Consider the following 13,461-nt stretch of genomic DNA (forward strand, 5'->3'; position numbering starts at 1 on the left):
TTTTTATTTTTTACAAAATTCATATTTATTTTTTCAGAGAATGGGCTCTGTTTGTTTTATAAAGACGGAATAAATGATCATAAACCACCATCTCAAATAATCTTTGATGGGAAATAAACAACCTGTTGATATGCATATGAAAAATGCTTTTGAAGAAATCTTTTGGTTTTATTTTTAATATATTGTCACTTTCCAATTTTGAAAGTTCTTCAGGCTTTAATACAATTTCACCGATATTACTTTTTATTAAATCTCTGATTTCTTCATATTCCTCAGAGGTAATAAATTCAAAGTAATGAGGATAAAACTCATTATACTTTTTCTTTAACTGATTGTTTAAGTTCTTATCTGCATTGAATTCTGACTTGAAAGCATTTTCAGAATGCCTTGCAAACTCTGTTTTCTCTTCAAGAGATAGGTTGAATGCTGATAAAATTTGATCTATATAAAATAAAGAAGTAATGATCTTTTCTTCATCACTGTATTCCAGGAAGTTTAAAATCAATTGGCTGCTTTTAAAAAAGAGGTGCTCCGCGTATTCTATCGTGTTTTCACCATAACGCTCAAGTTCTCTTGAGTAGCTATCCATAATGATAGAAGAGACTTCTCCTGATTCCAGATAGTCCTTAAATAAGGAATTGATCATTCCCAAGATAATGCTATGGTCAGTTATATTTTTAAGGTTTAATCTTATCCTCAGGTGGGATTGAGGATCGTTATATCGTATAAAAAACCATTGATTAATAAGATTTTGAATTTGTAATTGTTCAACTAATGGTTCTATAACTTCCTGTAAAATACTATCTGAAGTTTTGATCCCGGTGTAAACTTTGAAATAAAGCCATTCACTTCCCGGATGAAATTTTCTGGTTATCATGTTATTTATAGATCTTTATAAAGAGAGAAAACGAATTGATGAATATAATCTGACTGATCATTATAAAGGAACTCCTCAATAAAAATTAGTTTCTCATTTTTTACGGATGATAAAAACATTTGAATTAAGTCGTAATTTTTCAGATTGACCGCCAGTGTATTATCTCCTTTTACCCACTGTATCCATTGTGGAATTTGTTTTAATTTTCTCCACTCTTCAATATTTTGAAACAGAAGATCTCTTTTACCAGATTGAAGAATGGAATCAAAATAATGAATTTGTTCAGGATCAATTTTCCACTGTGCTTTAGACAGAATGATATTTTGATATTCAACTCTTGGCAGGAAGTCATAGATTTGGGATAAACCACCCCAGCTAAATGATAAATAAGGTTTTACATTCTGATTATTATAATCGCATAAAAAATGGTAGACAGGTAAAGAGTTATTTAAATAATTATGGGCATTCGTAAGATGAGGAATAATTTCTTTATTGTGCTTCTTTGACCTTAGAAATAATTGGCTATTCTTTATGGACAGGTACAAGTCTTCCACAAAAATTTGATTGTCTTTTTCTAATGCAGAGCTTGCCAGATAAGGAATTTCATATTCTCTTAGCGAAGGTCTTCTGATTACATTTCCAATTCTGGATTCTGGTAAGTGTACAATTTCTGCTAAAATTTTGTCCGGATTAAGTTCCTGTTCTTTTTCAGCAATGGTTTTCACCAAATCTTTTATAGATGATTTTTCTGAACAGAATCTGCCCAATAATTTTCCCGCATTTCCACCGGCAGATTTTAAAAATAATTTTTCCTGCTGATTTTCTGAAATGATTTCAGCCATAACGGACAATGTATCTGGCAGTTGATTCCATTGTTCCTCAAAACCATTAAAATCATCATCAGTTAAATGTATTATATGATCTTTATTCCAATAAGCTTTTTGTAATTTCTGGTTGAGAATAATTTGTACCGGATTAAGATTTACCTGAATTTCTTTTTTCTGATTAGAATACGGTAGGATTAAATCTTCAATATAAGGATGAACTCCTTTGGCCGGAATATCTTGTAAATAGCCAATTCCTATTTCCGGATCTAAAGCATAAGATAAAGGAACTTCTTCGTTGTCAAATCTTTCATGAAAAGCTTTTTTGAATTTTTCTAAAGCAGATTCTTTGTAAGGAACAGCAATTTTATTCAGAAAAGAGATTCCTTTCTTCAGTTCTTTTTTCCATTGATAGGATAAATTTGTTTCATCTTCAAAATAAAGATCTGTCTGAAAAAGATATTTCTTTTCATATTGTACATTCAGCTTTTTGATGAGTCCCTCGATTTCAGTATATGCTTCTGCCGTATTTCCAAAATGTAAATCAAGTTCACTGATCTTGTTTTTAATAGCCACTAAAATATCTTTTTCCTTATGTCTGCCAATTTTGTTTAGCATGTAAATTAATCGTTCCAGAAAATCCCCTCCCGAAACTGTAGGATTAATTTCACTTATTAAAACCTGATTTCCAATAAGCTCATCAATAAATTCCCGGGCTTCTTCAAAAGATATATCTTCATGAACGAGAAAGGTGGCAAGCTGGTCAATTGTTTTATCTGTTTCTGAAAATTGTAGTATAAGTTCTAACTCTTTGGAAAATGGGGCGGAAGAAATAATGTAATCTCTTTTTCCTCCGGTATTTTCATATTCTACAAAACGAATTTTATTCCCAACCTTATGAATACTGTTGTTAGGAAAAAAAGAGATGTTATTTTTAATGGACGGAATTAAAAGAATCTGCTCTGATAGGGCCACTAAAAAATGCATATCCAGCTTTGTATCCCTTACTTTTGTATGCTCTGAGAATATCGGAAATAGAGTTTCTTTTTCAAATTTTCCTATACTTACTCCTGAGAATAAACCAAATGGGGTACAGCGGGTACTTGAGCGGTTATAATATTTTAATAATGATTTTTTTGTTCTTTCGTTTAGGGTTTGATAGTCTATTAGACCATTGTCTTTAGATTTTTCTATCTCCTGATACAAAGAAAGAGAAGCTAAATAAATGGCTTCTCTGAAAATAGGATTATTATAATATTTTTCTAAATTTCCGTGGGTTTTATTTTCACCGGAAAAATTATTCTGAAAATCTCTGTATGAAAAAAGCGGTGATCTGACAACAAAACTGTCAAAAAACTGGAAAGGAAAACGTGGCATTAATTAAGGTAAATTGGGATTTCTATAAAGCTGTTGTTGTAAAATTTTATTTCCAGAGGAGCTCCGGCATCTTTAATGGTTTCTTCACTTACATCTTTTCCAGTTCCATAATTTATCTGCATAAGTGGATTTTTTATAGCTCCTAATACTAAAACCAGTTTACTTCCTTTTTCCATTTTTTTACTTACAAATTCATTGTTGGTAACAGTTATGCTTGTTTCTTTATTCTCACGCAGCAATTTTCTTTTTTCTGAACTTTTTGCATAGCTTGCTCTTCCATAATAGGTAGATAAAAGAAAATATTTGCCTTCTGTATTTTGCTCATACAGCTTCATGTATACATCAACATCTTTTTTATTGACAGATAATTTCAGATTACCCACAAAATTTCCTGTAAATTCCACAGGTTTTTCAAATGGATCTGATGAAAATACAACGGCGTTTGGACTGTAAATTTTACTATCCAGCACGTTATCTTTTTGCTTAAAAAGCTCATCTGCATTGGTACGGTCTTTTAAATCTACCGTAAGCGGTGTGAAGTCTTTATCTCTATCTTTTGCTAGAGAAAGCTGATGCTGGCTTGTGATATAGAATTTTAATTTATTTTTTTCAAAATCTTCAATGCTAGAAGTACTTTTCCATTCATTGGTGCCCATTACCTGATAATTAATTTTATCTTTTAAAAAAGCGGGTTTTAATTTACCCTTCAGAATATAATCAAACCATTCCATTGTCATATTTCCGAGATCAATATTGGCTGAAGGATCAATAGCATACCCTTTTAAATTACTTTTAATATAACCTTGAGCTCCGGAATGATCATACGGGCCAATAATGACATAATGATCGGTGTTTTTGTTATATTTAGAATGGTTTCTTAAATAATATAATGCTCCCAGCTGATCAGAATCATAGTATCCTGTAATAGTTAAAACCGGGATGTTGATGTTAGAATATTCCTTTTTGTAAGGAATCATTTTCTGCCAATAGCTGTCAAATGCCGGATGCTTTAACCAGCGCTGAAATATTATATTTTTTTTACCGGCAATAGAATCCAACTTGTTAAATGCCTCACCACCTTCATACCATTTTTTAAAAACAGAATTCCAATGATCTTCATCTTTGAAGCCTGCATCAAGCATTTTATTATTGGTAACATAGTTAATCCAACGAAGGGAATAAGAGGAAAAGATGTTATTATTCATAGGGAAATCTACTACGCCAATTCCTACAGAGGCCTGCGGAATAATAGTTTTTAGAGCCGGATGAATATTTTTAGCCGCTGCCCATTGGCTGAATCCCAGATAACTGCCTCCGATCATTCCTACTTTGCCATTGCTCCATGGCTGTTTTATAATCCAGTCAATAACCTTATTAATATCTTCCTGCTCATGTTCAAAAGGTTCTATGGCAGCGTTGCTCGTATATTTTCCTCTGGGATATATGTAAACAGAATGATAACCATAGCTTGCCTGTACTTTTTGATCATTGACATCTTCTGCATCAGGATAGATGGAATTGACCAGGATGGTAGATTCAGGATTGGTTATTTTTTTATTTAAAACAACTCTTATACTGATTTCATTATTAATTAATAAGCTGTCTTTCACCTCGAAGTTCCTGGAGTCGAGTTCTTTTAAATAATTTTTAGCGATATCAAATGTAGGTACTGTTATATATGAATTATAACTTCTGCACAGCAGTAAAGCCTTTTTCAGATCCACGCTGTCTTTGCTTTCAAAATCATTTTTAAGGGAAGCCAGAATCTCTTTTTTTGTTTTCTCGGCATCACCATTGAAATAGCGGGGAAGTATGATCTTTGTTTTTGCCGGCAGACTTTCATATTTTTTAAGGAATTCTTCTTTATATTTTTCCTGAAAATTTTTGTATGAATTTTTATTTTTTTGAGCATTTATGTAAATTTCATACTGTGTTCCCATAGCGTATGAAATAATGGGATTACTTTTTCTGTAAACACTGCGTACTGAATCCAGCTGGCTTAAAGCAATATCATAGTTTTGTGCTGCCATACTTACTCTGAAAAGATTATCATACTTTACCGCCTTGTCTTTTTCTTTATAATTCTTTTGTATTTCAGAATTTAAATAAGAAATCAAAGGCTGCAGTTTTTCAATATTGTATTCATTAAAATGCTTAATACTTATTTTCTGAGAAAAAGCAATATTGAATGTAAGGAAAAAAGATAGTGCTAACAGGTACTTCATAAAAATAAAAAATCAGTAATTTTTCTCAAAATTACTGATAAAATGTTGAAATTGTCATTAATTTTTTACTGTCACATCCAGAGTATCTAATGTTTTGTCTAACACAGTATCGTTATCTCCATTCAAAAGCTTTTGATCGCCCCCTTCAGAGCTAAGCCCTCCTTTTATCTTAGACATCTGAACTTTGTTTAAAGATAATCTTTTTTCTGTTTTTTTAATTTTTTTCACTACTAAAGTAATTTTAAGATTTCTACATGAATTGAGGTACAAAGGAAATTCTATTCCTGTAAATAAAGAATTTATATATACCGAAATTGATAAATTCCGATAGTGTTTAAGTGTAAGGTTTTGATTTTTAGTGTTTTGTAATTTTGTTTTAATTGAGTGCTTTTATATAATAAGAAGGAAGTGTTCCTGTTATTTTTTTGAAGGCATTGGTGAAAGATTCAGCATTGTTGTAGCCAATATCATCAGCAATAGCAGCAATGGTATGCTTTCTTATTTTTTCGTTAGATTTTAATTCTTCAACAATATAGTTAATCCTAAGCTCATTCAGATATTGGGAAAAGTTTTTGCCTTTTAATTCGTTCACCAGCTTAGAGAGATAATCTCTATTAGTATCAAATTCTTTTGAAAGAGAATCTAAAGTAATATTTTTATTGAGAAAACTATTAGCCTTTTCAAACTGTTCTATTTTATCAATGAGTATTTTAAATTTTGGATTGGAAGAAAGGTCACTTTTCGGAGCTTTTTCCTTTCTTTCAATAATAGTGGAGGAATTATCTGTAATAGGAGTTTCATTCTTTTTTTCTTCTTCCAGCACAGGGGTAGTCAAAGGTTTTTCTGATAATACTTTTGCCTGCTTTTCGTATTCTTTTATTTTTTTTCTGTTTTTCCTCATTACGAATATGAAAACTAAAGTAATCAGCAGCAAAGACGCTATCAGCCAGGCATTCTGGTGGTTCAGTTTTTCAATTACATTTACCTTTTCTTTCATAAGCAGAGGTGTGTCATACTTTTTCAGAATTTCTTTTGAAAGATTTTTGCGGTTTGCAGCTATTATACTGTCGCTATGTATTAGATTGTCAATGTATTTTAGTTGGGTTTTAAGATCGCCTTTCTTTTTATAAAAGTCTATCAGAATTTCATATCCATCTCTTTTTATAGGTTCAAAACTGTTGAAAGTAAAAGAAATGGAATCTGCCTTTTTAAAGAATTCTATAGCTTCGTTTTCACTGTAGGTTGCATGTTTTATTTTTCCAAGATAGTAATATAAAATTCCGAGATTGCTATAATCTTTGTTATTTATCAATCCTTTTTCTACTTCCAGAAGGATTTTATAAGACAGCGAATAATCTTTTACATAAAAGAGGCTAATCCCTTTTATCATAAGCAGATAGCTGTAATAAGAATAATTATTGTATTTCTTGCATTCTGCCAGCCCCAGATCTGCAAACTCAATACCTTTTTTATAGTCCTTACATTTAGTATAAATATTAGCTAAAGAAAAAATAGAAGCAATATAGTTTTTGGCATCTACATTGTTTGTTCTTATTTTATCTTTTTCATATTTATAGTATTTCAAAAAAAGAGGGAGGGCTTCCTGATATTCTTCTGTGGCTGTTTTTAGGATGGCAATGAGCTTGTTTATATAAAAAAACTGTTCTTTATTTTCAGCCCTGTTGTGATTAATAGCTATAGTATATTCATCTAAAGCTTCTTTGTATTTCCCTTCATTGTTGAATAAAATACCTTTTAATATATGAGATTTGGCTGGATAATCGTAGTTATTAACGTTTTTTGACGCAGAGATGAGTGAATCGGCAAATGGATGTCCGTTTTCATTCTTCAGATTTTTTACCCGGGCTATATTATAATATCCATCAAACAGGATGTCCTTATTATTTTCTTTCTTTCCTTTTAATAGAATATAATTGGCTAAAAGCTCAGCTTTATCATTGTCAACCTGAAATACTTTATTATAAGCATCATCAATATACTTATAACTCTTATTCTTTAACGAGTCTGGAATGTATAATCCTTTTATGCTTTGAGAAAAGAAAAAAACTGGAAAAACAGTTAAAATAATTAAATGAAACTTCTTCATATCTCTAAATACACTGCAAATTTATGAATTATCAGTGAATTTTTATTATGGATATATAAGTATTTGTACATCAGTTAAATAATTGCTTTAATGAATCGTGAATTTGTAAATTTTTGGAAAAGGATATACCGGTATTGATCAATTTTGGATTACTAATCTTGTAGACTTTAGGTATAATCATGATGTTTGCATCAGAAATATTGAAAGTAAATGAGGAAAATATTAATATGTGTAAGTGTTCTGCTTCCCTTGTTGGGTTTCTCTCAAGAAAAGAAAGATTCCATTAAAACAGTTATAGAAAAACAAATTGCAGAAATAAAAGTGAATGGTAAAAAACCTTTTTTTGAACAAAAGGATGACCGTTTTGTTTTTAATGTTGAAAACAGCGATTTAGTTGTAGGAAATCACATATCCGAAGTTCTTTCTCAAACACCATTGTTAAAAGTAGATGATAATAAAATAACTCTTTTGGGAACGAACGCCTCTGTTTACATCAATGACAGAAAATCAATTCTGAAAGGAAAAGATTTAATACAATATCTTAATGCTATGCCGGCTTCTAATCTGGTAAAGATAGAGCTGATTACCAATCCCTCCTCAAAATATGATCTGGAGGATGCAATGATTATTAATCTGAAGCTGAAGAAACTGGAAACAGATGGACTGAAAGGAAGTTTTACCATTACAGATAAACAAAACAGAAAAAACAGCCAGCAGGCGAATATTGCTTTAAATTATCATAAAAACAGATTTTCAAATAATACCATGTTGTTTTTTGAAAATAATAATGACCTGCAAAGAAACAGTATTGATAACTATAGCTCAAAATTCAGCAGAAATCAGATTATAGGAAATACGCTCATTAAAGAAACCAACTTTGGAGGAAATACAGGTTTTGATTATGAGCTTAATGAGAAAAGCAGCATAGGTGGTATTTTGGAATATTACCACAAAACACCGGAATCTTCTCTTGAAAACAGGAATATATATTATGATACTACTGGAGGAATTTTTGAAAACAGAACGGTAAATACACAAAATGATAAGCTGAATCTTTTCGGAGGAAATATTTATTACAGCTTTAATGATGATAAAAAATTCAGGCGATTGGATATCAACTTTGATTATTACACCCATCACAGAGACAATACGACAGAGTTTTTCAATTTGACCAACCCCTATTCCAACTTAATCTATAATGATTATCAGAAAGACAATTATACAGTAAGAGTAGATTACTCCAAAACTTTCGAAAAACTAAAGATTAGTCTTGAAGCGGGAGGAAAACTTAATTGGCTTTCTACGGATAATCCTTATACCTATTATAATGCAGACGGTACATTAAATACCCTATTTTCTAATAATTTCACGTATCATGAAAACATCAACGCGTTATATACTAATATTAAGAAAAAAATCTTTTCTGTGTTGGATGTCAACTTAGGGCTGCGTTATGAAAACACAAACATCAACGCAAAACAAAATACGGTTAGCGAGAACTTTTCCAGAAGTTACAACAATATTGTACCCAGCATCAACCTTTCTTATATGATCAATAAGAACAACAGAGTTTCTCTGGGATACAGAACCGCATTATGGAGACCTTATGTAGATGATTTGAACCCATTTATTTATAAAAATAATGAAACCTGGTGGGAAACCGGAAATCCTGACCTGAATGTGGCAAAGATGTATTTGTTTAATGCAAGCTACAGCATAAAAAGAACTTGGGTGTTTGTAAGTAATTTCGGAATTGTAAAAAATCCTATTCTTCCTTATACAGAGGTTGTAGATAATGTTTCTATTACAAGACCTAAAAACTTTGAAGGTAATGTAAAACGTTTTTATGTGGGATTGAACTATAATAAACCATTGTTTGAAAACAAATGGATGTTTAATCTTTCAACAGGAATGTATTATATCAATAATGCAGATATCTATGATGTTCATCCTAGTTCTTGGTATAATAACTCCTCTGTCACAATTAGCGGAAATAATCTTTGGAATAAAGGCTGGAACATAAGCTATAACTTTGGGTACACTTCTCCATATACATTAGTTAATAAGAAAAACGGTTATTTTATCAATAATCAGCTTGAGGTTTCAAAAAGCTATAAAGATTTTAAATTCAAGCTTTCTGTAAAAGACCTGTTGAATCTTTCAAACTCCCGTAATACACTATATAATAATGACGGATATATTGAAACCCTTTCACAATCTAATTTAAGATCCATATCACTCAGCATATCCAAAACATTTGGAAACAACAAAGTAAAAAAGGTGAATACCGGAGATATAGACAAGGGTAGAACTCAAAATGAAAACCCCCGACTGTAATCCTGCAATTTTTACTAAAAACTAATAACCCCTAAGGATAAAAACTATAACCATGAAAAACAAAAAACTTGAAGAGTTATCCAAAAAGATAACTCAGGGCAAGCTTAAAAAACTACAAAAACATGAAGTTCTCACTATTTACGCAGGGAAAGACTTTACTGTAGATGATTGCATTAGACATCCCGATTGTAATTCCTATTGCGGAATCTGCTCAACGAATACCCCCAATTGCTGGAGCTTTTCATAAAAACTTTATTATGAAAACCTGACTTTGGAATCAAAATTTTTCAGGAAAAACTATTAACCATGAAAACTTATTGTAGTAAAGAATAAAAAATTACATGAATTATCCAAAAAAATAACGGACAACAAGTTATTAGTAACTGATGCCAACTCAATAAGAACTATTACTGGAAGAAACATGTCTCTCAAATTATTACCCAATGAATGCGGCCGTGAGAATGAATGCTGGGGATAAGGAGGTACAGCTGGCGATTGTTCCAAGAACGAGTGTTGGTATTTTATGACAAAAGAAAATTAGTTCTTTAAAATCATAATCTATTAAGCTTGATTAATTTTTATAGAGTTAAGATTCGTAATAAACATAAAAAACTTACTTCTATGAAAAACAAAAAGCTTAAAACGATTTCTCAGAAAATCACAAATGTCAAAATGAAAAAACTGCAAAAAGAGGGCCTTGTATTTATTACCGGTGGCTTACTCGCTTACCATTGTAGCCAATGTACCTGTAGTTGGTGCAGGCCGGATCTGCACGTAGATCCTAATTGCTGGAGCTTTTCATAAAGAAATTTGTATTCTGTATAGTCCTGTGTGGAATTAAAACTGTTCAGGAGAATTATTAACCATGAAAATTTATTGTCATGAAAAACAAAAAATTGTTTGAATTGTCTAAAAAAATTACTGAAAACAAGCTACAGGGAATGAGCGAGAATTCAGTAAAGACAATCAAAGGAGGTAGACTTCCTTTGGAATTAGCAGCAGATTGTACAAGTCAGAACAGCTGCTGGGGATTCGGAGGTACAGCTACTTGCAGTGGTAACAGCTGCTGGAGTTATAACTAATAGAACTCTGATTCCACAAATTTATGTTCTGCAGGGTCTTGTGTGGAATTAAAACTTTACAAGAGAAAAAATTAACCTAAGATTTATTGTGATGAAAAACAAAAAATTGTTTGAACTGTCTAAAAAAATCACTGAAAACAAGCTACAGGGAATGAGCGAAAGTTCAGTAAAGACAATCAAAGGAGGTAAGTTACCTTTAGAACTAGCGGCAACCTGCACAAGTCAGAATGACTGCTGGGGATTCGGAGGTACACAAACTTGCAGTGGTAACGAATGTTGGAGTTACAACTAAAGTAAAAAGTAGAGTAGCATTCGTGCTACTCTATTTAATATTAAAATAAAATAATTATGAAATACAAATTATCAAGATATATCCATACTATAGAAAACGAGGAAATTTTAGATGATCATGTCATTCTTTTTTCTACCCGTTCTGGAACATCCATTGAAGTGAAAAAAGGGTTATATGAAAAAATATGTAATCTTGAAACCACTCAGATTCCCGAAGAAATTTTTATCAACCTGATAAAAAATGAATTTTATGTACCTGAGTTTGAAGATGAGTTAAGAGAAATTCTTTCAGACAACATCATGTCTGTTGATCATCAGGATCTGAAAACACTTTCTTATGTAATTCAGCCTTCAGGAAACTGTCAGCTCGGATGTCACTATTGCGGTCAGCTGCATACTAACAAAAGTATGTCAAAAGAAGTTTTAGATCTTACCTATGACAGAATCATTACGAAAATGGAAAGTTTGTCAAACGATCTGGAACATTTGAGTATTACATGGTATGGAGGAGAGCCGTTAACAGGTCTTTCGGCTATCTCTAATTTATCTACCCGTTTAATCAGCCTTTGTGAAGAGAAAAATTTAAAATATTCTTCAAGAATTATTACAAATGCTTTAAGCCTTAAATATTCTCTTTTTGAAAAACTGGTAAAAAATTACAGGGTTACAGAATATCAGATCACAATTGACGGAACTCAGGAATTCCATGATAAGAGAAGATATCTGAAAAATGGTTCTAACAGTTTTGATATTATCATTAAAAATATCAAAGAAATTGTTAATTCCGAATTATACCAAAAAGAAGCAAGTTTCAATATCAGATGTAATGTAGATAAAGAAAACAGCTACAATGTGATAGATTTTATTGATTATCTGGAAGCAGAAGGAATCCTTCAGCACGTAAGTTTCTACCTTGCTCCTATCCACGACTGGGGTGATAACAAAGCTACTATTAAAGGTGTGTCAAAAGAAGAATTTGCTGAGCTTGAAATAGAAGTTTATATGAAGCTTCTGCAATCAAAAGCAAAATTTAAAACACAGATTATTCCTGAAAGAGTTACTAAACCTTGTATGGTAGTAAGCCAGACCTCAGAAGTATTTGACGCTTTCGGAAATGTCTCCACATGTTGGGAAATTCCGTACACTCCAAAATATGATAACTCTGAGTTTTATGCCGGAAACATTGTGAAAGATAAAGAGGTAGACAGCAAAAATGTTGTCATGAGAAACTGGTTTAATGAAATACCGGACAACAACTCATGGTGCAAAAGCTGTAAATTCCTTCCTCTGTGTGGTGGAGCGTGCCCGAAAAACTGGTATGATAATATCCCGGCGTGTCCTTCCTTCAAATTTAATATTGACGACAGAATTCTTCTTCAGAGATATATTAATGAACAAGCTGTGCTTTCTTAATAGATGATGTATGGAAACAATAATTTTAGACAAAATAAAAACAGTAGAGTTCCGGGAATATGAGGTGAAAAAGCCCAGACATATTTTCGAAAATCTGATTGAGGAATTTAGAAAAGATATTCCGGAAGATATCCAGGCAGGATTGTTTTACTATATGAACCTGTCTGAAAAATCACTTTCTGCTTTTCGTACAGGGAATACCACTTTAGGAAACTACCTTTATTCAAAAATGCAAAGTATGAATAACTATTTCATAGAGCCTATTCATCAGGGAATGATAAGCTTAGACTATGCTTTGCTTGCATATAAAAATTACGTGGAAAATGATTTTGTACTGGCAGAGGAAAATATTGACAGGGCTATTGAAAGTGCTTTATTTCAGAGTAAAACGTTTCCTTATTTTGCCATAATTATTGGAGAACAGTCACTTAATAAAATCAGAATTTTTGCACGTACTCAAAATGAAGAGCGGTACAAGACAGAAGTCCTGAAGATATTAGCTTTTTTCATGTTTAACCAACATGAAAATGAGAGCTGCAAAAACCTGGCTGAAGACCTTCCCCTCATTGATAAGCAGGGGATGTTAAAACATATCATTAACAACTCTTATATTGCCATTCTTAAATCTTTACAGGATGAGAAAAAAACAAGACTGATATTTCAGCAGATCTTTAATGCCCTATTAAAGCAAAATGAATTTTCAGGCGATCAGGAAAATTTACTGATAACCATGCGCTGTATCGATAAAATTGAAGATGAAGATTTTTTAGATTATCTGAACGAGAATTTTTCTCATATCAAAAGTTCTCCGCAAAAATTAGTGAAAATTATAATAGAAAATTATTTAGATAAAATATCCAATAACCAGCAATTAGCTAATGACGAAGAATTTACTAAAAAGCTAAAAACACTAGGCATAACAATTTAA

Annotated in this window: 10 protein-coding genes; 5 read left to right on the forward strand and 5 right to left on the reverse strand. The window is 31.6% G+C overall.

Annotation, left to right across the window (positions count from 1 at the left end; all coding sequences use genetic code 11):
- Positions 1-25: 25 nt before the first annotated feature.
- The 5 genes from ACODR7_RS10645 to ACODR7_RS10665 form a co-directional block, all read right to left on the reverse strand.
- Positions 26-877 (reverse strand): thiopeptide-type bacteriocin biosynthesis protein, encoded by an 852-nt coding sequence (locus tag ACODR7_RS10645; protein WP_488839000.1) that lies wholly within the window; start codon positions 875-877, stop codon positions 26-28.
- Between the two features lie 5 nt (positions 878-882).
- Complete coding sequence (locus tag ACODR7_RS10650; RefSeq protein WP_488839001.1) at positions 883-3,078, reverse strand: lantibiotic dehydratase family protein; 2,196 nt, start codon at positions 3,076-3,078, stop codon at positions 883-885.
- A complete protein-coding gene (locus tag ACODR7_RS10655) occupies positions 3,078-5,303 on the reverse strand; it encodes a CocE/NonD family hydrolase (RefSeq protein WP_488839002.1) in 2,226 nt (741 codons plus the stop codon). Before ACODR7_RS10655 ends, ACODR7_RS10650 begins: the two co-directional genes overlap by 1 nt.
- 57 nt (positions 5,304-5,360) lie before the next feature.
- Positions 5,361-5,531 carry a hypothetical protein gene (locus ACODR7_RS10660; RefSeq protein WP_488839003.1) on the reverse strand — a complete coding sequence of 57 codons (171 nt, stop codon included), beginning with the start codon at positions 5,529-5,531 and terminating at the stop codon, positions 5,361-5,363.
- 148 nt (positions 5,532-5,679) lie between these two features.
- Entirely contained in the window at positions 5,680-7,410 is a 1,731-nt protein-coding gene (locus ACODR7_RS10665; protein WP_488839004.1) for a helix-turn-helix domain-containing protein, read from the reverse strand.
- Between the two features lie 210 nt (positions 7,411-7,620).
- On the opposite strand from ACODR7_RS10665, the gene ACODR7_RS10670 reads away from it, so the two are divergent.
- The 5 genes from ACODR7_RS10670 to ACODR7_RS10690 all read left to right on the forward strand — a co-directional run bounded on the left by ACODR7_RS10670 (position 7,621) and on the right by ACODR7_RS10690 (position 13,461).
- Positions 7,621-9,747: an outer membrane beta-barrel family protein gene (locus tag ACODR7_RS10670; protein WP_488839005.1), complete on the forward strand. Its 2,127-nt coding sequence runs from the start codon at positions 7,621-7,623 to the stop codon at positions 9,745-9,747.
- Between the two features lie 881 nt (positions 9,748-10,628).
- Positions 10,629-10,829, forward strand: a complete 201-nt coding sequence (locus ACODR7_RS10675) for a hypothetical protein (RefSeq protein WP_002983500.1) — start codon at positions 10,629-10,631, stop codon at positions 10,827-10,829.
- Positions 10,830-10,920: 91 nt separating this feature from the next.
- Positions 10,921-11,121: a hypothetical protein gene (locus ACODR7_RS10680; RefSeq protein ID WP_002983498.1), complete on the forward strand. Its 201-nt coding sequence runs from the start codon at positions 10,921-10,923 to the stop codon at positions 11,119-11,121.
- 56 nt (positions 11,122-11,177) lie between these two features.
- Positions 11,178-12,533: a radical SAM protein gene (locus ACODR7_RS10685; protein ID WP_488839006.1), complete on the forward strand. Its 1,356-nt coding sequence runs from the start codon at positions 11,178-11,180 to the stop codon at positions 12,531-12,533.
- Positions 12,534-12,543: 10 nt separating this feature from the next.
- Positions 12,544-13,461, forward strand: coding sequence for a hypothetical protein (locus ACODR7_RS10690; RefSeq protein ID WP_488839007.1), 918 nt, complete (start codon positions 12,544-12,546; stop codon positions 13,459-13,461).

The sequence above is a fragment of the Chryseobacterium sp. FG46 genome (assembly GCF_057809135.1).

Bases quoted from the DNA above. Each gene is read 5' to 3' on its own strand.
- ACODR7_RS10645 (WP_488839000.1), bottom strand. From the start codon at position 877: ATGATAACCAGAAAATTTCATCCGGGAAGTGAATGGCTTTATTTCAAA.
- ACODR7_RS10650 (WP_488839001.1), bottom strand. From the start codon at position 3,078: ATGCCACGTTTTCCTTTCCAGTTTTTTGACAGTTTTGTTGTCAGATCA.
- ACODR7_RS10655 (WP_488839002.1), bottom strand. From the start codon at position 5,303: ATGAAGTACCTGTTAGCACTATCTTTTTTCCTTACATTCAATATTGCT.
- ACODR7_RS10665 (WP_488839004.1), bottom strand. From the start codon at position 7,410: ATGAAGAAGTTTCATTTAATTATTTTAACTGTTTTTCCAGTTTTTTTC.
- ACODR7_RS10670 (WP_488839005.1), top strand. From the start codon at position 7,621: ATGAGGAAAATATTAATATGTGTAAGTGTTCTGCTTCCCTTGTTGGGT.
- ACODR7_RS10675 (WP_002983500.1), top strand. From the start codon at position 10,629: ATGAAAAACAAAAAATTGTTTGAATTGTCTAAAAAAATTACTGAAAAC.
- ACODR7_RS10680 (WP_002983498.1), top strand. From the start codon at position 10,921: ATGAAAAACAAAAAATTGTTTGAACTGTCTAAAAAAATCACTGAAAAC.
- ACODR7_RS10685 (WP_488839006.1), top strand. From the start codon at position 11,178: ATGAAATACAAATTATCAAGATATATCCATACTATAGAAAACGAGGAA.
- ACODR7_RS10690 (WP_488839007.1), top strand. From the start codon at position 12,544: ATGGAAACAATAATTTTAGACAAAATAAAAACAGTAGAGTTCCGGGAA.